The organism is Methylobacterium sp. FW102-HT35C08, assembly GCF_058790235.1.
In genome coordinates this window covers 1403364-1423779 of sequence record NZ_JBYTCL010000002.1, presented here as the reverse complement: position 1 = coordinate 1423779, position 20416 = coordinate 1403364, and the positions used below count along the sequence as shown (strand labels likewise).

General features: G+C 65.9%; 16 protein-coding genes, 1 tRNA gene and 1 pseudogene. 10 read left to right on the top strand and 8 right to left on the bottom strand.

Features of this window, described 5'->3' with window-relative positions; genetic code table 11:
• Positions 1–50 precede the first annotated feature (50 nt).
• Positions 51–127: transfer RNA gene (locus AC3WSN_RS06925), tRNA-Arg, on the top strand.
• Here the strand turns inward: AC3WSN_RS06925 and AC3WSN_RS06920 are convergent.
• The 4 genes from AC3WSN_RS06920 to AC3WSN_RS06905 form a co-directional block, all read right to left on the bottom strand.
• Positions 98–1645: a recombinase family protein gene (locus AC3WSN_RS06920; protein WP_492536865.1), complete on the bottom strand. Its 1548-nt coding sequence runs from the start codon at positions 1643–1645 to the stop codon at positions 98–100. The two genes, AC3WSN_RS06925 and AC3WSN_RS06920, sit on opposite strands and share 30 nt — an antisense overlap.
• A gap of 140 nt (positions 1646–1785) precedes the next feature.
• Entirely contained in the window at positions 1786–3603 is a 1818-nt protein-coding gene (locus AC3WSN_RS06915) for a CheR family methyltransferase (RefSeq protein ID WP_492536863.1), read from the bottom strand.
• Positions 3539–4321: a chemotaxis protein CheB gene (locus AC3WSN_RS06910; protein ID WP_492536861.1), complete on the bottom strand. Its 783-nt coding sequence runs from the start codon at positions 4319–4321 to the stop codon at positions 3539–3541. Before AC3WSN_RS06910 ends, AC3WSN_RS06915 begins: the two co-directional genes overlap by 65 nt.
• Before the next feature lie 133 nt (positions 4322–4454).
• Complete coding sequence (locus tag AC3WSN_RS06905; RefSeq protein WP_492536859.1) at positions 4455–4823, bottom strand: DUF6894 family protein; 369 nt, start codon at positions 4821–4823, stop codon at positions 4455–4457.
• A gap of 138 nt (positions 4824–4961) precedes the next feature.
• On the opposite strand from AC3WSN_RS06905, the gene AC3WSN_RS06900 reads away from it, so the two are divergent.
• Positions 4962–5696: a Crp/Fnr family transcriptional regulator gene (locus AC3WSN_RS06900; RefSeq protein WP_492536857.1), complete on the top strand. Its 735-nt coding sequence runs from the start codon at positions 4962–4964 to the stop codon at positions 5694–5696.
• 271 nt (positions 5697–5967) lie between these two features.
• On the opposite strand, the gene AC3WSN_RS06895 is transcribed toward AC3WSN_RS06900, so the two are convergent.
• The gene (locus AC3WSN_RS06895; RefSeq protein WP_492536855.1) at positions 5968–7926 is read right to left on the bottom strand and encodes an AI-2E family transporter; all 1959 of its coding nucleotides are present in this window, start codon (positions 7924–7926) and stop codon (positions 5968–5970) included.
• 435 nt (positions 7927–8361) lie between these two features.
• On the opposite strand from AC3WSN_RS06895, the gene AC3WSN_RS06890 reads away from it, so the two are divergent.
• A complete protein-coding gene (locus AC3WSN_RS06890) occupies positions 8362–9516 on the top strand; it encodes a YihY/virulence factor BrkB family protein (protein ID WP_492536853.1) in 1155 nt (384 codons plus the stop codon).
• A gap of 326 nt (positions 9517–9842) precedes the next feature.
• Here AC3WSN_RS06890 and AC3WSN_RS06885 read toward each other — a convergent pair whose 3' ends face one another.
• A complete protein-coding gene (locus AC3WSN_RS06885) occupies positions 9843–10325 on the bottom strand; it encodes a DUF1203 domain-containing protein (RefSeq protein ID WP_373622768.1) in 483 nt (160 codons plus the stop codon).
• 494 nt (positions 10326–10819) lie between these two features.
• On the opposite strand from AC3WSN_RS06885, the gene AC3WSN_RS06880 reads away from it, so the two are divergent.
• The 6 genes from AC3WSN_RS06880 to AC3WSN_RS06855 all read left to right on the top strand — a co-directional run bounded on the left by AC3WSN_RS06880 (position 10820) and on the right by AC3WSN_RS06855 (position 17720).
• Positions 10820–11716 (top strand): LysR substrate-binding domain-containing protein, encoded by an 897-nt coding sequence (locus AC3WSN_RS06880; protein WP_492543027.1) that lies wholly within the window; start codon positions 10820–10822, stop codon positions 11714–11716.
• 270 nt (positions 11717–11986) lie between these two features.
• On the top strand, positions 11987–12736 hold the full coding sequence (locus AC3WSN_RS06875) for an SDR family NAD(P)-dependent oxidoreductase (protein ID WP_492536851.1): 750 nt from the start codon (positions 11987–11989) through the stop codon (positions 12734–12736).
• 17 nt (positions 12737–12753) lie between these two features.
• On the top strand, positions 12754–13614 hold the full coding sequence (locus AC3WSN_RS06870; RefSeq protein ID WP_492536849.1) for a transketolase: 861 nt from the start codon (positions 12754–12756) through the stop codon (positions 13612–13614).
• On the top strand, positions 13611–14630 hold the full coding sequence (locus AC3WSN_RS06865) for a transketolase family protein (protein ID WP_492536847.1): 1020 nt from the start codon (positions 13611–13613) through the stop codon (positions 14628–14630). The genes AC3WSN_RS06870 and AC3WSN_RS06865 overlap by 4 nt, the downstream gene beginning before the upstream one ends.
• A gap of 175 nt (positions 14631–14805) precedes the next feature.
• Positions 14806–15822: a TRAP transporter substrate-binding protein gene (locus tag AC3WSN_RS06860; RefSeq protein WP_492536846.1), complete on the top strand. Its 1017-nt coding sequence runs from the start codon at positions 14806–14808 to the stop codon at positions 15820–15822.
• A gap of 11 nt (positions 15823–15833) precedes the next feature.
• The gene (locus AC3WSN_RS06855; protein ID WP_492536845.1) at positions 15834–17720 is read left to right on the top strand and encodes a TRAP transporter large permease; all 1887 of its coding nucleotides are present in this window, start codon (positions 15834–15836) and stop codon (positions 17718–17720) included.
• A gap of 79 nt (positions 17721–17799) precedes the next feature.
• Here the strand turns inward: AC3WSN_RS06855 and AC3WSN_RS06850 are convergent, their stop codons facing one another.
• Positions 17800–17976: a hypothetical protein gene (locus AC3WSN_RS06850; RefSeq protein ID WP_492536844.1), complete on the bottom strand. Its 177-nt coding sequence runs from the start codon at positions 17974–17976 to the stop codon at positions 17800–17802.
• Between the two features lie 943 nt (positions 17977–18919).
• Here AC3WSN_RS06850 and AC3WSN_RS06845 point away from each other — a divergent pair.
• On the top strand, positions 18920–19195 hold the full coding sequence (locus AC3WSN_RS06845) for a tyrosine-type recombinase/integrase (RefSeq protein WP_492536843.1): 276 nt from the start codon (positions 18920–18922) through the stop codon (positions 19193–19195).
• Here the strand turns inward: AC3WSN_RS06845 and AC3WSN_RS06840 are convergent.
• Positions 19167–20408 (bottom strand): annotated as a pseudogene (locus tag AC3WSN_RS06840) (IS3 family transposase). The gene AC3WSN_RS06845 and the pseudogene AC3WSN_RS06840 overlap by 29 nt on opposite strands.
• Positions 20409–20416 lie beyond the last annotated feature (8 nt).

The window sequence follows — 20416 nt, the reverse complement described above, 5'->3', positions numbered from 1 at the left end:
TGCCGCCGTTGCGCTGGCGGCGCCGTTGGGCTAGGGAATGGCCACGGCCTGCACCCGTAGCTCAGCTGGATAGAGCGTTGCCCTCCGAAGGCAAAGGTCACACGTTCGAATCGTGTCGGGTGCGCCATTTACGTACAAAACTGCGAACACTGGGCGTGGGTGATAATCCTGCCCCGGCGATGGCCGTCTCCAGGCTGGCCTTGTCGCCCACGATGCGGATCACGTCCGCCCCAACCTCCACCCTGTCGACGATCGCCTGAAGCCACGCCTTGCGGAACGGGATTTCTCCCGCCGTCACGTTTTCGCGCATCAGCCGACCGAATCGCTCGACCAGCTCAGGCGCGATCTCCCTCGGTGGACGCTCGGCAACCCGGATCCGGTCGAGCGCTGCGGCTGCCTGGTCCCGCTCGTCCTTCAGCGTCTTGAGCCGGTCCTTCAGGATCTCGTCGAGGTCGGTCATCCCCTCCTCGACCATCCGGTACAGCCGCTTCAGCTTGTCTTCCGCACTCGCGACCTCGCCGCGAAGCGCCGCCACGCGTCCCTCGACCTGCGCCGCCTTCTCGTCCCGTTGCGACCACAGCGAAGCCAGCGTCGCCCGCAGGCGATCTGGCTGCAGCAGCTCGGCGACCAGACGGTCGGTCACCAGAGTGTCGAGCGTGTCCATCCGAATGCTGCGACCGGTGCAGCCGGTCCTGCCCATCCGGCCATGGGTCGAGCAGCTGTAGTACTTGTGCACCTGTCCCGATCTCGACGTCCCGGTGCGCAGGGTCATCGGGCCGTTGCAGGTCGTGCAGGTGGCCAGGCCCGTCAGCAGGATCGGGCCGGTGACGACACGCGCCGGTGTGACCCTCGGGTTGTGGGCCTTGAGGATCGCCTGCACCGCCTCGAACTCGGACAGCTCGATGATCGCCGGCACGCTGATCGAGATCTGCTCGGCCTTCGGCTTCTCGGCCAGCGTCTTCGAGCAGCGCCGGTTGAATACCCATTCGCCCACGTAGACCCGGTTCGTCAGGATGCCGTGGGTGGTCGCGACGCCGAAGCGGGCACTTTTTCGGGTGCGGTAACCGCGCTCGTTCAGCCAGCAGGTAACCGCCTTGACGCCCAAGGGTCCCGAGGTGCCGTCGCCCTCGCGGTAGAGGCGAAAGATCCGCTTGATCGTCTCGGCCTCGATCGCGTCTACGGCCAGGCGCTTCTTGATCCGCGCGCCACGCTTCTCGATCTCGACCACCGTGTAGCCAAGCGGCACCGGCGCACCGTTGTAGAAGCCCTGCCGTGCGTTCTCCTTCATGGCGCGCAGCACGTGCTTGGCGTTTTCGTGGGATTGGTACTCGTCGAACAGGCTGGAAATTCGCCGCACCATCACTTGGCCGGGGTCGTCGCCGAATTCCTGGGTGATCGAGATCAACCGCACCCCGACCTTACGGAGGCGGCGCTCGTACATCTCCATCGCGAAGCTGTCTCGGAAGAAGCGCGAGTAGGAGTGGACGACGATGGCGTCGAAGGGACGATCGTCGTCGGTCGCCCGCTCGATCATCTTCTGGAACTCCGGCCGGTTGTCGTCGGTGGCCGAAGCGCCCGGATCGACGAACTCCGCTACGCTACCGACCCAACTTGGTCGTTCGGAGCGCCGTCGGCGTTTCTCCAAAGCGGCCGTTCGTCAGCCCTCCGGCATCTTCCACTCGGGGTGGAATGCAGACGTTCGCGCAAATGCTCTCGATCGTCGGCAAGCTCCTTGAAGCGGCCCAACCTGAGGCCCCATCGAACAGTGGCGACTTACGGACTCCTTCACCCGACCGACGATACCGCCACAAAGGTGACGACCACGCCTTCAATCGCATCCTTCTGTATTCGGTAGGGCACGATCCGCACGAGGTGGTGTTGGCCAGCCTCCTGCTCGGGCGGCTCGATCCGGCGCTCGATCTCCCATCCGCCGGCTAACACGCTCTGCAGGTCCTCCGCGAGGCTTGGATACGCCGGACGCACGGCGAAGTCGGTCAGCGGCCGGCCGCGGTCACCCTCCTGAATCGGGACGAACCGCGCCACCGCCGGCGTAAACGTCCGGATCACCAGGTTGCGGTCGAGGAACACCGTGGCCAAACCGCTGGCGGTGAACAGGTTTCGCAGGTCGCCATTCGCCCGGTCGAGGTCGTCGATCTTGCCGCTCAGCTCGTGATTGACCGTCTGCAGCTCCTCGTTCAGCGATTGCAGCTCCTCCTTGGATGCCTCCAGCTCCTCATTGGTCGATTGCAGCTCCTCGTTGACCGAGATCAGCTCCTCATTGGACGATTTCAGCTCCTCCAGCGCGGTCTCGTACTCCTCGATCATCGATTGCAGCCGCTCGCGCGTGTCGCGCAGCTCGCGCTCCAATTGCATCGCGTCCGCGTCCGGGTGCAGCCGCGCGTCGCGCTGCTCGGCTTCCGCCCGGCTCAGCGACGGGCCCTGATCGTGGAACAGCACTAGGAGCAGAGGCTCGGCGCCGTCCCCCTGCGGCAGCGGCTCGACCGTGACCGACACCACCTGAACCCGCCCCTCCTCACCTTCGACGGCGAGGTTCCCGCGTTGGGCCTGCCTGCGCGTCTCGATCGCCTCGCGCAGCGCCGAGCGCAGGTCGAGGCGCAGGCCGCGGCGCGCCAGCGTCAGCAGCTGTCGGCTCGGCAGCCCAACAGACGCCTCCAGGTACTTGCCCGTGCGGGATGAGTAGTGGACCACGTCGCCGTCGCGGTCGACCACGACGTGTGGCGGCGCGAAGCGCTCGACGACGTGGCTCTCCACGACCTGGCGCAGCGGCGGCCCGGCCTCGTTGCTCGGGGAGACCGGCCGTAGTCCGCGGCTGAAGGACGAGGTGCGGCCGAACGGGGCGGGCTGCGTGCCGGTGACCACCAGCGGCAGCGGTACGGCGAGCCGGTCGGTCTCCCGGGCCTGGAAGATGCGGTGCTTCTTGTCGAGCGTCGTGAACAGGTCGGTGAACTGGCTGATGTTCTCGGCCGTGCCGAGGAACAGGTGCCCGCGCGGGCGCAGGGCGTAGTGGAAGATCGGGATAACCTGCGCCTGCACCTCCGGACCGAAGTAGATCAGCAGGTTGCGGCACGAGACGAGGTCGATGCGCGAGAACGGCGGGTCGCGGATTACGCTGTGGGGCGAGAACACGCACAGCTCGCGCACCTCCTTGGTGATCACGTAGGAGCCGCCGTCGGCCGTGAAGAAGCGTGCCCGCCGCTCGGGCGAGACCGTGTCGAGCAGCGCCTCCGGGTAGCGGCCGGCGCGGGCCACGCTGAGTGCCGGATCGTCGATGTCGGTGGCGAAGATCTGCACCCGCGGCACGGTGCGCAGGCCGTCCATGTACTCGCGCATCAGCATGGCCAGCGAGTACACCTCCTCGCCCGTGGCGCAGCCGGGCACCCACACCCGGATCGTGCTGCCGGCCCCGCGGCCCTCGAACACGCGCGGCAGCACCTCCGTCCTGAGCGCCTCGAAGGCACCGGCGTCGCGGAAGAAGTTGGTCACGCTGATCAAGAGGTCGCGGAGCAGCGCCACGACCTCATCGCCGTCCCGGCGCAGGCGCTCGACGTACTCCTCGACCCGGGTGATGCGGGCGACCTGCATGCGCCGCTGCACTCGACGCGAAGGTCTTGGCCTTGTAGCCGGAGAAGTCGTGGCCGAGCTGATCGCGCAGCAGCGCGTAGATCTCGGCGGTGGCCGCCTCAGCGGAGGAGCCTTCGAGATCCTCGATCACCCCGAAGCTGCGGGCGTAGTCGGCGAGCTTGGCGCCGATCTCGTCGGCGGGGAGCGCGAAGTCCACGAGCCCGGTGGCGATGGCGCTGCGTGGCATGTCGGGGTGGCGCGGCTTGGTGCCGTCGGCAACCTGCGCGAAGGTCAGGCCGCCGCGCTCCTTGATCGCCTTGATCCCGAGCGTGCCGTCCGAGCCGCCGCCCGACAGGACGATGCCGATCGCGTACTCGCCGCACTCCTTAGCCAGGTCGCTGAAGAACAGATCGATCGGGTTGCGCTCGCGCCGGATCGGGTCGGGCTCGCGGATCGTGAGGCGTCCGTCCTTGAGGCCCAGGATGGCACCGGCGGGCAGCACGTAGACGTGCCCGGGCTCGATCTGCATCCCGTCGGCTGCGACCGCGATCGTCAACTGGGTGAAGCGGCCGAGCACCTCGTGCAAAAGGCTCTCGCGGTCCGGACTGAGATGGGTGACGATGACGTAGGCGAGGCCGCCGTCGGGACCGAGGCCGGAGAACAGGGTGTCGAGCGCCTCGACGCCGCCGGCCGAGGCACCAATGCCGACGATGGGGAAGCGGGGTGTGTCGTCGGCCATCAGCAGGGTCTACGATCTCGTTGAGAGGAGCCCGGCGGCGCGGCGGAGGCGGTCAGCACGATCCAGGTCGGTGAGGACAAGGCCTCACTGGTCAGCGGGGTGCCGCGTGTCCATCGTCCGGTCAAGGCTGCGTTCAAGGCTCACGGCGGGCGCGGGCGAGGATCTCGCGGGAGTGCTGCAACGTTTCACGCGCCGCGCCGATCGCCTCCGCGATCTCGCCCGACAGCCGTCGCGCACGGGCATGCTGGTTCGGCCGTGTCGGCCGCCCCGGGTCGCGCATGCGTTCGGCGAAGGGCACCTCCATCAGCGTCTCACCGGCGGCGTCGGCGATGACGAAGCTGTAGGGCATCGGGCTGAGGCCCGTGTGCACGAGTTCGGCGGCCATGTCGGGGATGGAGGCGCAGGCTTGGAGATAGGCGGTCTCCAGGTCTGCCATGACGAGACCATCCTCGTCGGGATCGAGGCCGTCGGGCGTGCGCAGGTGGAAGTAAAACAGGGGCACCAGAGCCTCGCGGCGGCCGCGCAAAGCAAGCGACGATCCTCGGCCGTAACACACGTTGGGACGATCCGACTTCACATGCGTTAGACGCGGCAAATACTGCGGCACTCAGCGCATTCGGCTCACGATGTGGAGGATCCTATGCAGAACCCCCTCGTCACCAAGCTTGAGCAGTTCGCGCGCCTCTCGGATGAAGACCAGCGGGCGCTGCACACGCTGACGAGCCAGCCCGTACGCCGCTACCAGCCGGACACGGACATCGTGTGTGAGGGCGACGCCCCGCAGACCGTCCGCCTCGTCCTCTCGGGTTGGGCTTACCGCTACAAGCAACTGCCGGACGGGCGCCGCCAGGTGGTGGCCCTGCTGCTGCCCGGCGACCTATGCGACCACAACGTGTTCGTGCTGTCCGAGATGGATCACTCGATCGGTGCGCTCAACGACGTGACGCTGGTTGAGATCCCACCAGCGGCGTTCGAAGCGATGATGACCGCTCATCCGCACGTGACGCGGGCGCTGGGGTGGGCGTCGCTGGTGAACGCGGCGATGCAGCGGGAATGGGTGCTGAACCTCGGCCGGCGCGTTGCGGTCGAGCGACTGACCCATCTGTTCTGCGAGGTGTTCTACCGCCTGCGCGCGATCGGGCTGACGCAGGGGGACAGCTGCGAGATGCCTCTGACGCAAACCGATCTGGCCGACGTGATCGGCATGACGCCGGTGCACGTCAACCGCGTGCTGCAGACGCTGCGCAGGCAGAAGCTGGTTGAGCTGAGGGGGCGCAGGTTGACCATTCCAGATTTGGAGGCTCTGGAGCGAGCGGCGCTGTTCACCCCGAACTACCTACATCTGAGGCACGTCGGAGCGCAGTTCGACGCTTGAAGGTCCGCTCTGATGCCTCTGCTGCTCGGAAGCAGACAGGCAGAAATCCACCCGGCTCAGACGTAGGTGCGTATCCGGCAGCCGGGGTGCGCTGTGGCGTCGATGCATCGTCGCACAACTTCCAGCATGTCCTTTGAGGCAGCTCCTGCATCCGGCGTCGCACCCGCGCAATCCAGTACACGCGGACGTGGATGCAGCCGTGTCGCGGTGATGATGCAGCCCGGGGCGGTACGCTCGACGTCAGATGCCACAGCAATCGCCAGAAGGCCCTTTAGGCAGCGACCCTCGACGAGGTTGCCTCTGCCGAAGCCAGTCTGAGGCATGCTTCCACGGCCTCCCTCAGTGACGACACGTAGGCGTCGGCGCCGACCTCGCGTCCCACGACGGCGTCAGTGAGCACCCTCTCGCCCACCGGCCAAAGCCCGACGAGAACCGGTATGCCCGGAGCACGCCGCTTCAAGCGCTCCAGCAGGTAGCGCAGGTGCGCCGGGTTACCGGTGATGTCGAGGTAAGAGATGCACACCATCGCCACGCCCGTCAGGTCGAGGTCGCGGATGCGCTCACGCGATACCTCACCATGAGACACAACCCGTGCGCCGAGGCCGTGCTTGCGCAGCAACTGGGCCAGCATCGCGGATGAGGCCTCATCGAGAGGTCCGCGTCCCGCCACGCACAGTACGGGCGTCTCGCTGCGCCACGCCTCCGGGAGGGCCTCGCGCGGCGGCGCTTGGCCGGGCACGGCCTCGTTCTTCGGGTGGGCGCGCTCGGCGAGCGTCGGGGTTTCACCCGGATTGACCGCCTTGCTGTCACCCGCAGGCTCAACGTCAGGATGGTCTTCGAAGTCTTCGACCAGTGACCTTGCAGACGCGCGGATGTTTTCCAGCTGCACGGGTGTCACCACGCCGCGTGCAAAGTCGTTGGCGGCAAGCTGCAGGCCCTTCAGCGCGACCTCGTCGTAGTACGAGGACAGCGAGCGCTCCTTGAGCATCGCTTCCCCGAGATCTCGGGCCTCGTCGGGGTCGCCGGCGAGCATGCGCTGGTAGAAGTTCTCCACCGGCGTCAGCGGAGGTCGGTCGCCGAGCAGGATGTCGAGGAACTCCAGGCTGTCGACGTGGCGGCCGAGGACCACCAGACAGACCGTGAAAGGGGTTGCCAGGATCAGACCGATTGGCCCCCAAAGAAAGCCCCAGAACAGCGTTGAGACGATGACGGCAAACGGGGACAGCCCGGTCGAGTGCCCATAGAGGAGCGGCTCGATGACCTGCCCGAACAGCGGCTCGGCAATCAGGAACAGGGCCGCGGTGGCGATGACCATCGACCAGCCTGGATCGACGGCTGCGGCCAGGGCAAGAGGCAGGATGCCGGAGATGAAGGCGCCGATGTAGGGCACGAAGCGCATCAGCGCGGAGAACACACCCCATAACAGGGGATTGGGTACGCCGATGAACCAGAGACCTACGCCGATGATGACGCCGAACACGGCGTTCATGCCGAGCTGGGCCAAGAAGTAGGTGCCGAGGCGTCCCGCCGCGTCATCCATGGCGACGGTGGTTCGGTGCAGGTCGCTCGATCCGAACAGGCGGATCATGCGGTTGCGCAGGTCCTCGCGCTGAAGAAGCAGAAACACGACGACGACGAGGACGATGCCGACCGTGGTCAGAGGCTCGAAGATGGGCCCGAGCACCCTCTCGGCCAGCGCAAGGGGCGAAATCTCGGGTTCCTGAACCCGAACGAGCTGAGCCTTCGGCGTGTCGCCGCCCTGACCAGTCGCAGCCGTGGTGCCGGCGGCATCGGCCTTCTGGGTGGCGTCGTGGACTTGGTGGCTGAACTTCTGCAGGACGCGATTGGCGTCTCCGAGCCAGCCCTGCTGCAGGCTGGTGAACTTCTTCTGCACGGTGGCCTGGTACTGGGGCAGGTTGCCGGCAAGCCCGGCGACCTGCGTGCCGATAAGGGCACCGATGCCGCCGATGACGGCCAGGGCGAGCAGGACGGCGACGATGACAGACGGGACCCGTCCGAGCTTGATCCGCCGCAACAGGTTGACCACCGGCGCCAGCACGAAGCTGAGGAGCACCGCCAGCACGAGTGGGATGAACACCTCGCGCCCGAAGTAGAGCGCGGTGATGAGCACCACCGCGACGGCGAGTGTCAGCAGGCCACGAAGCCCAGGCACGAGTGGCGGGGGAACTTGGGCGGGTGGTCGAACGGCAACGGCATCGTCGGTCGGCATGCGAGGAACCCCCAGGACTTGGCGTCCGGCTTCCCGACGCAGGCCCTCAACGCGCCTGGACCCGTTTCGGACCCGTCTTCGACGCCGCCGACGACATCGCGGGCATAACCTCGGCAGTCTGTTGGCCGGCACCGTCATGGCTTGGCGCGAGCAGTCCTGCAGCACCGCCCGGGCGCACTTCTCCTGCTCACGATCATCATCCCGGGCTTCGGGCTGACGTGGCGGTCGCTCCCTTGACCGGCAGAGCTCGCTGCCCGCCGCATCCGGCTAGTCCGATGCGGCCTCATCACCCCGGCAATATGCCTCTCCACGAGTTCGGCCAGCCAGCGGTCCGATATCGTGAATACCGGTATGACATTGCAGCAACGAACCGTTGAAGCGGACGTTGTTTCGTCGGCCGAGCCTTCCGCTTAGGCACCACCAGAAGGCCGGCCCATGACGAGTGTTACCAAGGCACCTCCGGGTGGCTCGTCCTCCGCGGCGACATCCATGGCGTGGACGATCTTCCTCGGGACCGCGCTCCTCGGAGTGGTGGCACTCCCGCGCCGCGGCGCCGCGCCACCGAGGGCGAAGGGTGCCGGGCGTCTGGGTGCCGAGGACGGGCCGGCGGCGCATGAAGGTCAGGCGGCTGAGCGTGTCGCCGACAACGAGGTGGACCGGGGCCGCAAGGCCGAGAGCCCGACCGAGATCCCAGCCAAGGGGTGGTGGGACATCGGCCGGCGCGTGCTGCAGGAGTTCGGTAACGACCGGGTCCTGCTGGTCGCGGCCGGCGTCACCTTCTACGCCATCCTCGCCCTGTTCCCTGCCATCGGCGCCCTGGTCTCGATCTACGGCCTCATCGCCGACCCCGGGACCATCAACGACCAGCTTGCCAGCCTTCAAGGTATCATGCCCAGCGGCGCGCTCGACATCGTCGGCGAGCAGGTCAAGCGCATCGCGGCCAAGGGCGGCGGCACCCTCGGCTTCACGGCCGCCTTCGGCATCCTTCTCTCGATCTGGAGCGCGAACGGCGGCATGAAGGCGATCTTTGACGCGCTCAACATCGTCTACGACGAGAAGGAGAAGCGGAACTTCGTTTGGCTGAACCTACGCTCGCTGAGCTTCACAGGCGGCGCGCTTCTCTTCGTCGTTCTGGCCCTCGTCGGCATCGTAGTGGTTCCGGCGGCCCTGGCCTTCCTGAACCTGGGTTCGATAGAGTGGGTCATCGCGCTTGCCCGCTGGCCAATCCTGTTGCTGGTGGTTCTGGGAAGCCTAGCGCTGCTCTACCGCTACGGTCCGAGCCGGAACACCGCACAGTGGCGCTGGGTGACGTCCGGGAGCGCCGTGGCGGCCTTCCTCTGGATCGCCGTCTCGGCGCTGTTCTCTTGGTACGTGTCGAGCTTCGGCAAGTACAACGAGACCTACGGTTCGCTCGGAGCCGTCATTGGCTTCATGACCTGGATCTGGATCTCGACGACTATCGTGCTTCTTGGCGCCGAACTGAATGCCGAGATGGAGCACCAGACGGCCGAAGACACCACCACCGGTGCGCCCGAGCCACTCGGCACCCGCAGGGCCGAGGTGGCCGATACCGTGGCGGCATCAGCCTGACAGGGTTCAGGGGCTGAGTTCGTTAGTCCCCTGGTGATTTCCAACCTGACGAGCTCCTGCCGTTTCTGGGAGAAAAGACACCGGGATAACCGTCGAGAGAGCTATCTCACATGTCGAGTGCAGCCCAGGTCTAAGACATCCGTCCAAGTGGTCGAATTCTGACAGTTGGTTTCCACTCATGAGGTCTGCAACGGGTGGGAGCCGGTCTTTGGCTTTCGATCAGGACGTGGATGTTCCGCATACGAGCCATGTCAGCCGTACCCACAGTTGCCGGCTCTTCCCGGAAGCGGTCATCGCCTCGCATTGGCAATCTCAAAACACACCCCTCAATCGCACACGCGTTCCACAAGCGACAATAAGCACCCGGGTCGCGCTGTATGGATGTTTACGAAACTAGTGCGCAGGTCAGTAAGAGCACGTTGGAGAGGATCGCCGACATCGTCACCTGGACAAACGTGTCCCAGATCGTAGAGGCATTGATGGTCTGCATCATACGCTCTTACTGAAACAAGTGGGTTCGCTTGCACGATGGGGGCAACTTCGTTGATCGCCTCGTGACGGGAGCAATCTGTCTCATGAAGAAAAATCGGGCTGGGTGCCCAATAAATGCCAAGCGGTTGAGGTAAATTGTAGGATCCAAGCAGCATAGTCTCTCCGGGACGAGCGATTTGTAGGCAATGCCTGCATGGAAACCCGTCACTGGCTGATGCGACGACCCTACGAACTCGATTGCCTCGGTCATCTGTTCCACTGCTTCGAAAGCGATCGGCCGTCTCTGTCGCAATCGCAACACATCGAAACGTAGTCATGTGCGCACCTCCGGACCGTGCCTATAAAGCTCGGCGTGGTGTGTCGCATCCCGCTTCTTGCTATCCAATCGCAGCAACCATTCGCGCTCTTAGTGGCCGCTACGTATCGGAAGCGAGCGAAGCGCCAACGTCCGCTTGCATGCGATTCCACTCAGAAATGGACCGGCAGAAATCCATCCATCTGGGACATTCGGACGAGCGGGGCGTCGCGGCAGATGCTGGCCGTTTTCGGCCTTTCCGCTTCGGTACTTTGGGCGGGATAAGCGGACGCCCGACGCCGTTCAGCTAAACGTCTCAGGTGATCCGTTGCGGGCTTTACAGCTTCGGCACCAAACAGCCCGCTCGTCATCGCTGAGCCGGCGTGGCAAAGGATTGATGGCTTTGCCGCGACAGCACTCGATTGCCGAGCACAGCGGGCATCAGGGTTCTTCCTCTGGTCAGTTTGGGACGCCAGCGATTGCCAAATGGCCCATACCGGCATCATCGTGCGTCAAATGCGTCCTCCGGTTCCGCTCTCCGCCGTCCGTACGTTCGAGGCCGCTGCACGGCGCCGTTCGTTCAAGGACGCGGCAGGCGAGCTGAACCTGACCGCGAGTGCCGTTAGCCACGCGGTGCGCAAGTTGGAACAGGCGCTCGGCGTGTTGCTCTTTGAGCGCGACAGCCACGGCATCGCCCTCACTGCGGCGGGCGAGGCACTCCTCGACCACGTCAGCCGCGCCTTCGAGGAGATGAACCGCGGGTTCGACCTCGTCGCGACGCGCGCTCCGCAACTGCTGCGTCTGCACTGTGCACCGAGCTTCGCCGCGCAGTGGCTGACGCCGCGTCTTGCCCGCTTCATGGCCGGAAATCCCGATTTCGAGGTCCGGCTCGCCGCCGGCATGGACTACGCCCGCTTCATCACGGATGAGTTCGACGCCGACATCGTGTACGGGCCACCGCGCGGCGAAGGACTCGTCGTCATGCCGCTTGGCCAAGAGACGGTGACGCCCCTGTGCGATCCGGAGCGTGCTGCCAGTATCCGCGAGGCCGCCGACCTCCTCGGCCAACCTCTGATCCAGAGCGACAACAAACTCGTGCGCTGGCCGGTCTGGTTCGACCGCAATGACCTGCGCGCACCACCGCCCTCAGGGCTACGCTTCGACCGTAGCTTCTTGGCTATCACGGCAGCGGCCGATGGCCTCGGCGTCGCGCTCGAGTCGACGCTCCTCGCTGAACGGGAACTTGCGAGCGGGCGTCTCGTCGCACCACTCGCCGAGTGCGCCACCAATGTTCGCTACAACGGGCATCACCTCGTCTTCCCGGCTGTGACGCGACGGCGGACGCCCTTGCGCGCCTTCGCCCGCTGGCTCGCCGCCGAACTCCGCGTCGAGCTGCCGCCCGAACTCCACTGACGCCAGTCAGCGGCGCAAGCAGATGAATCCAGTTCACCCAGCGCTGAAATCTACGCGTTTGCCGCTTTGAAACGTCTGCGGCACCGTGCTGTCAACGAGATGAGAGGAAACGACCCAGAGCCGGCCGAAGATCCCGCGAGGATTACGGCGAGGTGAACGGGCATCATGCCGGGCCGATCAAGCGGCCCGAGCACATCGGTTCGATCTCCCATCTCGGAACAAGCCGAGCACCGGAACGGCAACAGCCTCAGGTGCACGAGGGAGACAGCCATGCTTCTGAAGGACAAAGTCTGTGTGATCACCGGCGCGGCCTCCGCGCGAGGAATCGGCAAAGCCACCGCTCGCGTGTTCGCGGCTCAAGGTGGCCGCGTGGTCATCCTCGACCTCGATGCCGGTCAGGCCGAGACGGCGGCCCGCGAGATCGCGCCCGGGCATATTGGCCTCGCCTGCAATGTCACAGACCGGACCGCCTGCCAGCTCGCCGCCGACGAGGTTGTCGCGCAGGTCGGCCGCATCGACGTCCTCGTCAACAATGCCGGCATCACCCAGCCTCTGAAGCTGATGGAGATTGAGGCGGCCAACTACGACGCCGTTACGGACGTGAACCTGCGTGGCACCCTCTACATGAGCCAAGCGGTGATCCCGGCCATGAGGGCCCAGCGTGCCGGCTCGATCGTATGCATGTCCTCGGTCTCGGCCCAGCGCGGCGGCGGCATCTTCGGCGGTCCGCACTACAGCGCGGCCAAGGCCGGCGTGCTCGGCCTCGCCAAGGCGATGGCGCGCGAGCTCGGGGCGGACGGGATCCGGGTGAACTCGATCACGCCAGGTCTGATCCAGACCGACATCACCGGCGGCAAGCTCACCGACGCGCTGCGCGCCGAGATCATCAATGGCATCCCGTTGGGCCGCCTCGGGGTCGCGGACGATGTCGCCAACGCCTGCCTGTTCCTCGCCAGCGACCTGTCCGCCTACCTCACCGGAACGGTCATCGACGTCAACGGCGGCATGCTGATCCACTGAGCGGAAGGACCGGACCCATGGACACCCTCCTCGACGCGCAGCCCCGCGAGCGCTCGAATGTCTCGCTCGCCGACCGCGCCTACCGCATCCGCCGCCACGCCCTGCTGATGGGCGAGGTCCAGGGCCAAGGCTACATCGCCCAGGCGCTCGGCATCAGCGACGTGCTGGCGGTCAGCTACTTTCACGCGATGACCTACCGTCCGGAGGATCCGGAATGGGAGGGGCGCGATCGCTTCCTGCTCTCGATCGGCCACTACGCCATCGCCCTCTACGCGGCGCTGATAGAGGCCGGCATCATCCCGGAAGACGAACTCGGAACCTACGGCTCCGACGACAGCCGCCTGCCGATGTCCGGCATGGCCGCCTACACGCCCGGCATGGAGATCACCGGCGGTTCGCTTGGCCACGGGCTCGGCATCGCGGTCGGTATGGCGCTCGGCCTCAAGCGGAAGTCCTCGAAGAGCTTCGTCTACAACCTGTTCTCCGACGGCGAGCTCGACGAGGGCTCGACCTGGGAGGCGGCGATGTCGGCGGCGAGCTTCGGCCTCGACAACCTAATCGGCATCGTCGACGTCAACGGCATGCAGGCCGACGGGCCGTCCCGTGGCGTCCTGAACTTCGAGCCCCTGGTGCCGAAGTTCGAGGCCTTCGGCTGGTTCGTCCAGCGCGTCGATGGCAACGACATCGACGCGCTCGTGCGGGCCTTCGACGCTGCCCGCGCTCACGCGGGCAGCTGCCCACGCCTCGTGATCTGCGACACGAAGATGGCGAAGGGCGTGCCGTTCCTGGAGGAGCGCGAGCGCAATCACTTCCTGCGGGTCGAGCCGAGCGAATGGCGTCAGGCCCTTGCGGTTCTGGACGAAGGGAGGCTCCAGTGAGACGCTCGAAGTACGAGAAGCCCGCGCCGCGCACGAGCGGCGGAGCCAAGACCTCGGCGATGATCGCGTCACTGGCCGCGCCCGGCCAGAGGACCAAGCCGGCGCCCTTCGGGAACGCGCTCGTCGAACTCGCCAAGACGCGGCCCGACATCGTCGGCCTGTCGGCGGATCTGGCGAAGTACACCGACCTGCACATCTTCGCGCAGGCCTACCCCGACCGGTTCTACCAGATGGGCATGGCCGAGCAGCTCCTGATGAGCGCGGCAGCAGGTCTCGCCCGCGAGGGTTTCACCCCCATCGCCACCACCTACGCGGTGTTCGCGGCGCGGCGGGCCTACGACTTCATCTGTCTCGCGATCGCCGAGGAGAACCTCAACGTCAAGATCGCCTGCGCCCTGCCTGGCCTGACCACGGGCTACGGCCCGAGCCATCAGGCCACCGAGGATCTCGCGATCTTCCGCGGCATGCCGAACCTCACGATTCTCGACCCCTGCGACGCGCACGAGCTGGAGCAGGTGGTGCCGACCATGGTCGAGCATCAGGGCCCCGTCTACCTGCGGCTCCTGCGCGGCAACGTACCCCTCGTGCTAGACGAGTACGGCTACCGGTTCGAGTGGGGCAAGGCCAAGACCCTTCGTGACGGGCGCGACGTCCTGATCATCTCCTCCGGGCTGATGACCATGCGGGCCCTCGAAGTCGCGCAGGACCTGGAGAACGACCGAGTGGACGTGGCGGTGCTGCACGTACCGACCATCAAGCCGCTCGATGAGGAGACTGTCCTGCGCGAGGTCGGCCGCGGCGGCCGGCTCGTGGTGGTGGCGGAGAACCACTCGGTGGTCGGCGGTCTCGGCGAGGCGGTGGCGAGCCTCCTCCTGCGCACCGGCACCGTGCCGCCGGGCTACCGCCAGATCGGACTGCCGGACGAGTTCCTCGACGCGGGAGCCCTGCCGACGCTGCACGACCGCTACGGCATCTCCACGCAGGCCATGGCCCGCAGCATCCGCGGCTGGCTCTGAGCCAGCGCTGAAGCGGGGGGACGTGCCGAACACCGGCACGTCCTTCCAACCGACGATCCATCAGATCAGGCGCCACGGGCGGCGAGCCACGCATCCCGCGAGACCGGGTGACGATCCCGAAAGACCGCGAACGGCGGGGATCGAACGGCATGCCCGGACCACCAGGGAGTGAAACATGCCAGAGGCTTCTCTCAGCCGCCGCCACCTCATCGCGAGCGCGGCCGCGCTTCCCCTGTTCGGCATCCTAACGCGGCGCGCCGAGGCGGCGGAGTTCGTCTACAAACTCGCAACCGGCCAGGACCCGACCCACCCGGTCAACCTCCGCGCGCAGCAGGCCAGCGATCGCATCCGAGATGCGACGGACGGGCGCCTCGAGATCCGGCTGTTCCCAGCCAACCAGCTCGGGGGAGACACGGATCTGCTGGCCCAGGTCCGCAGCGGCGCCGTCGAGTTCCTGAACCTCGCCTCCTCGGTTCTGGCGACCTTTCTGCCGGTCGCGACCCTGCCGAATCTTGGCTTCGTCTTCAAGGACTACCCAAGCGTCTGGGCCGCCATGGATGGGCCGCTCGGCGCCTACGTCCGCGAGCAGATCGGGCGCACACCGATTCTGGCCGTGTCGAAGGTCTGGGACAACGGCTTCCGCCACATCACCTCCTCGACGCGCGAGATCCGCACCCCTGACGATCTGCGCGGCTTCAAGATCCGCGTGCCGCAGGCGCCGATGCAGACCTCGCTGTTCCGGGCATTGAACGCGGGCGCCACGCCGATCAACTTCAACGAGCTCTACTCGGCGCTGCAGACCAAGGTGGTCGAGGGTCAGGAAAACCCGCTCCCGATCACCGCGACGACTCGGCTCTACGAGGTCCAGAAGAGCTGCAGCCTGACTGGGCACATCTGGGACGGCTACTGGATCCTCGGTAACAAGCGCGCCTGGCTGCGCCTGCCCGAGGATCTACGCGCCATCGTCTCCCGTGAACTCGACCGCTCGGCCGGAGAGGAGCGGACCGACATCGTGGCGCTCAACGAGAACCTGCGCACGACGCTCTCCGCGAAGGGCCTGAGCTTCATCGATCCCGACCGGGAGGCGTTCCGCGACGCCCTGGGTCGGACCAGCTTCTACAGGGACTGGAAGACCAAGCTCGGCGACGAGGCTTGGGCCCATCTCGAAAGCGTCTCCGGAAAACTCGTGTGAGGGGGCCTGCCATGCAGCTCGATGCTCAACTCGACATAACCCTCCCGTCCGCCTCCTCGGAAACGGCGGTTGGTCGATCCCGGCTCCAGGCCTTCGATCGCATCCTTGGCCGGGCGATCGAGATCCCGGCGGCGATCTTGGTCGGCCTGGAAATCGTGATCCTGCTGGCCGGCGTCATCAGCCGCTACGTCCTGCACCGGCCCCTGGTCTGGTCGGACGAACTCGCCGCGATCCTCTTTCTCTGGCTCGCCATGCTCGGCACGGTCATCGCCTACCGACGCGGCGAGCACATGCGCATGACCGCGTTCGTCGGCATGGCCTCATCCCACACCAGGGCCTTCCTCGATACCCTGGCGACCGTCTCGGGCCTCGTCCTCGTCGGGCTGCTGCTGGAGCCCGCCGTCGAGTTCGCGGTCGAGGAATCCTGGGTCCACACGCCGGCCCTCGATCTCACCAACACGTGGCGCGCCACCGCCCTGCCGGTCGGCTTCGCTCTGATGCTCGTGACCGCTATCGTGCGGCTCGTGCAGGAGAGCGACTGGCGCCTGACCGGGGCGGCACTCCTCCTCGGCGCCTGCATCGCCGCCGGGCTCGCCGTCCTGTCGCCCACGCTCATCGGGATGGGCAACTTGAACCTGCTGGTCTTCTTTCTCCTCGGCGTCGGCGCCCTCGTGTTCTCCGGCGTGCCGATCGCCTTCTCGTTCGGGCTTTCCACCTACGCTTACCTGATGACCACGACGCACGCGCCCGCCATGGTCGTTGTCGGCCGTATGGACGAGGGCATGAGCCACCTCATCCTGCTCTCGGTGCCGCTGTTCATCTTCCTCGGGCTGCTGATCGAGATGACCGGCATGGCGCGCGCCATGGTCGGCTTCCTCGCGAGCTTGCTTGGCCACGTTCGCGGCGGCCTGCACTTCGTGCTGGTCGGCGCGATGTACCTCGTCTCGGGCATCTCCGGTTCGAAGGCCGCCGACATGGCCGCGGTCGCGCCGGTGCTGTTCCCCGAGATGAAGGCGCGCGGTGCCAAGGAAGGGGATCTCGTCGCACTGCTGTCCGCGACCGGCGCACAAACCGAGACAATCCCGCCCTCGATCGTGTTGATCACCATCGGCTCGGTCACGGGCGTGTCGATCACGGCGCTGTTCACCGGCGGCCTGCTACCGGGCCTCGTCCTCGGCATCACGCTGTGCGCGCTGGTCTGGTGGCGCTACCGGCACGAGGATCTGAGCCACGTGGCCCGACCGAGCCGGACGGCGATCCTGAAGACTCTCGCCGTGGCGCTACCCGCGTTGGCGCTTCCCTTCGTCATCCGTGCGGCTGTTGTCGAAGGCGTAGCGACAGCGACCGAGGTCTCGACGATTGGCATCGTCTACGCTGTTCTCGCGGGACTCCTCGTCTACCGGCAATTCGACTGGCGCCGGCTCGTGCCGATGCTGGTGACCACCGCGACGCTGTCGGGGGCAATCCTGCTGATCATCGGCGCGGCCACCGGCATGGCCTGGGCTTTGACGCAGTCGGGGTTCTCGCAGGCGCTCGCCGTGGCGATGAAGAGCCTGCCCGGCGGCCCGCTCGGCTTCCTGGCCATCTCGGCCCTTGCCTTCATCGTGCTGGGCTCGGTGCTGGAGGGGATCCCGGCCATCGTGCTATTCGGGCCGCTGCTCTTCCCGATCGCCCGTGCGGTCGGCGTGCACGAGGTCCACTATGCCATGGTGGTGATCCTCGCGATGGGCATCGGCTTGTTCGCACCGCCTTTTGGCGTCGGCTACTACGCGGCCTGCGCCATCAGCCGGATCCATCCAGATGTGGGGATGCGGCCGATCGTCGGCTACATCGTAGCCCTGCTCGTCGGCCTGGCCGCGATCATCCTGGTGCCCTGGTTCTCGATCGGCTTCCTATGAGGTCGGGGGTGAGAGCCGGCGCATGTCGGCGATCCCAGGGGCCGCTCAGCCGAGCTCAGTGTTTCCGACTAGCCAACCTTCAGAACGCCCCGGCGCGCCCGATGCGTTCGATCTGGGCGAGTTGCTCGGTGAAGCGCCAATCCGCTCCGCGCCGAAGCGCAGCGGCAACTCGAGTCATCAGGGAGGCAGATCGCATCGGGAGGACGTTTGCAGGAGAGATGTTCGTACGCTTCGCGACGCTGAGAATGACCGCCATACCCACTCCGCTCCGAGCCCCAATGGCCCAGTCTTGCCGCAGTGCAATATGGCGCAACTACGAATACCCGTTCAGTGAAAAATGCCGCGAGCTGACATGCAGTAAGCTCATGCAGTGAGATGCGCGCGGCCTAGTGAACCTGAGGAAACGACGCCCGAGCCTGGTCCCCCTCCGAACGAAGCGGACCGCGCGCTAAAACAGCCTCCTGATGGATGATGTCTGCTTTCAGGACGCGGTTCAGAAAGGGTATACGGCGGCAATGGGCGCAAAGCCGAATGTCCGGTTCTGAGTAGCGAGCTGCGGCTCGATGGAGGCACAGCGGCTGCGAGGTACCGGGTGATAGCATGGCCTCTGAAATTATCTTGCAATCGCAATGACATAGGTGTTCGTAGTTTCATTCTGTCTGGCGCGCCAATTTTAAGGCTCTGATTTTCCTATAGATTCGGCCTCGCTGGTTCGTCATCAAAGCCCGTTTCCGGTCCATCTGTCACACTGGCGTCACAAGCACAGTGGGACACGAGGTATGGCGACCATTCGAAAGCGCGGACAAGCGTGGCAAGTTCAGGTCCGGCGCGACGGCTTTCCTCTCATCACAAAATCGTTTTGTTCAAAGACTGATGCGGACGGTTGGGCGCGAGAAACTGAGCGTCAGATCGAACGAAGCGAATTCTCGGGTCACGGGGCGACCGCGAACAGGCTAACCGTCGGCGCCTTGCTGACACGGTATGAGGCCGAAGTGACAAGCCGGAAGTATAGGCGAAGTTTTGAGGCATCTCTCGTTCTGACCTTCCTCCGGACCCCACTCGCAAAAGTCGCGGTCTATCGGCTGGCGGCTCAGATGGTCGCAGCATATCGGGATGATCGCCTTCAAGAGCGTGAGCGGGGAGACAGCCCGCCAGGAACTCACCGTCCTTAGGCAAAGTATCGAAGTCGGCCGCAAGGAATGAGGTGCGCCATTCGCCGGAAATCCTGTCCGTCAGATCGCCCCCCCCTCCCCATCCAAGGTCAGAGGCCAACGGCTGCCGGAGGGAGCCGAAGCGTCGCTGACGGCCGCACTGATGAAACGCGGGTGTGGTATCTTCGGCCTCTCATCATGTTGGCCCTTGAAACAGGAATGCGGCGCGGGGAATTGTTGGCCCTGAAATGGTCCAACATCGATTTAAAGGCGCGTTTAGCCAGATTGGTAACCCTCAAAAATGGTCATGGCCGATTGGCCTGACCGGTATTTCGGGCCGAGTCGAACGGGAGGCCACTGCATGGTAGCGGCCACGGGTAGCCGGAGGGCCAGATCTGGGAAGCTGACAGCGCGGGGGCCGGTAGCCCAAGGCGAGTGCGGCCGGACGCGGTTGTCGGTGTTCTTCCACAGCCCGATCACGATCTGAGCTTCCTTCAGTGCGTAGAAGATCTCTCGGCGGAGGCACTCGTCGCGCAGCTTGCCATTGAAGCTCTCGCAAGACTCGCTCTCCCACGGCGAGCCGGGTGCAATGTACTGGATCTGCGGCCCCGTCTTGGCGACCCATTGGCGATCCACTTGCGCAGCGCCTTCGAGATCATCTCGCTGCACGGTCCTTCGGTTCAGGGCCGTTGTCGCAGCGGATGTGGTTCGGGATGCCGTGCAGGCACAGGGCGTCGGCCAGCGCCTCGATCACGCCGATGCGTCGCGCCACCTTCAGCGCGAGGCAGGCCCGGCTGTGTTCGTCGATCAGTGTCAGGATGCGCAGGCTCCGGCCGTCGTGCGTCTGCCTCTGCACAAAGTCGAAGCTCCAGACGTGGTTGCGGCGGAGCGGGCGCAGCCGCACGCACGAGCCGTCGTTCAACCACAGCCGGCTGCGTGGTCTGTGTTTTTGCGAGACCTTGAGCCCCTCGCGACGCCAGATGCCCTCATCCTGAGGTTCTCGAAGGATGAACCCGATCCTTGCCCACCTGCCAGCCCGCGGCCTGCAGCAGCGCGGTGACGCGGCGGTAGCCATAGCGCCCGTACTCGGACGCCAGGGCGATAACGGCGCGAGGCAGCGCATCCTCATCGGCCGGCACGGTGGGCACGGTGCGTTGCGTGCCCCGATGCTGGCCGACGATCCGGCAGGCGTGACGTTCCGAGAGGTCTTACTTCTCCCGGATGCCAGCAACCGCCTGCCGGTGTCGTTCGGGGGCTACAAGGTTCCCGAGGCGACGTCCGCCAGCGCCTGACCCACCAGAGACAGATCGGCCTCAAGCCGCCGCAATCGAGCGTCCTCGCGCTCCAGGTCTTCCATCCTACGCGCCTGATTGACCTGCCGGCCGCCGTACTCCTTGCGCCAGCGTGAGTCGCTCTGCTCGGGGATCTCCGCCTCCTTGCACGCCAGTGCTAAGCGGTTGCCCTGGGCCGTCTGCACCTCGATCCGGCGCAGCTTCAGCACGACCTGCTCCGCGCTCGTCTTCTGACCTCGCCGCATGTCCGACG

Bases quoted from the DNA above. Each gene is read 5' to 3' on its own strand.
- AC3WSN_RS06915 (WP_492536863.1), bottom strand. From the start codon at position 3,603: ATGCAGGTCGCCCGCATCACCCGGGTCGAGGAGTACGTCGAGCGCCTG.
- AC3WSN_RS06910 (WP_492536861.1), bottom strand. From the start codon at position 4,321: ATGGCCGACGACACACCCCGCTTCCCCATCGTCGGCATTGGTGCCTCG.
- AC3WSN_RS06900 (WP_492536857.1), top strand. From the start codon at position 4,962: ATGCAGAACCCCCTCGTCACCAAGCTTGAGCAGTTCGCGCGCCTCTCG.
- AC3WSN_RS06895 (WP_492536855.1), bottom strand. From the start codon at position 7,926: ATGCCGACCGACGATGCCGTTGCCGTTCGACCACCCGCCCAAGTTCCC.
- AC3WSN_RS06890 (WP_492536853.1), top strand. From the start codon at position 8,362: ATGACGAGTGTTACCAAGGCACCTCCGGGTGGCTCGTCCTCCGCGGCG.
- AC3WSN_RS06885 (WP_373622768.1), bottom strand. From the start codon at position 10,325: ATGACTACGTTTCGATGTGTTGCGATTGCGACAGAGACGGCCGATCGC.
- AC3WSN_RS06880 (WP_492543027.1), top strand. From the start codon at position 10,820: ATGCGTCCTCCGGTTCCGCTCTCCGCCGTCCGTACGTTCGAGGCCGCT.
- AC3WSN_RS06875 (WP_492536851.1), top strand. From the start codon at position 11,987: ATGCTTCTGAAGGACAAAGTCTGTGTGATCACCGGCGCGGCCTCCGCG.
- AC3WSN_RS06870 (WP_492536849.1), top strand. From the start codon at position 12,754: ATGGACACCCTCCTCGACGCGCAGCCCCGCGAGCGCTCGAATGTCTCG.
- AC3WSN_RS06860 (WP_492536846.1), top strand. From the start codon at position 14,806: ATGCCAGAGGCTTCTCTCAGCCGCCGCCACCTCATCGCGAGCGCGGCC.
- AC3WSN_RS06855 (WP_492536845.1), top strand. From the start codon at position 15,834: ATGCAGCTCGATGCTCAACTCGACATAACCCTCCCGTCCGCCTCCTCG.
- AC3WSN_RS06850 (WP_492536844.1), bottom strand. From the start codon at position 17,976: ATGGCGGTCATTCTCAGCGTCGCGAAGCGTACGAACATCTCTCCTGCA.
- AC3WSN_RS06845 (WP_492536843.1), top strand. From the start codon at position 18,920: ATGAGGTGCGCCATTCGCCGGAAATCCTGTCCGTCAGATCGCCCCCCC.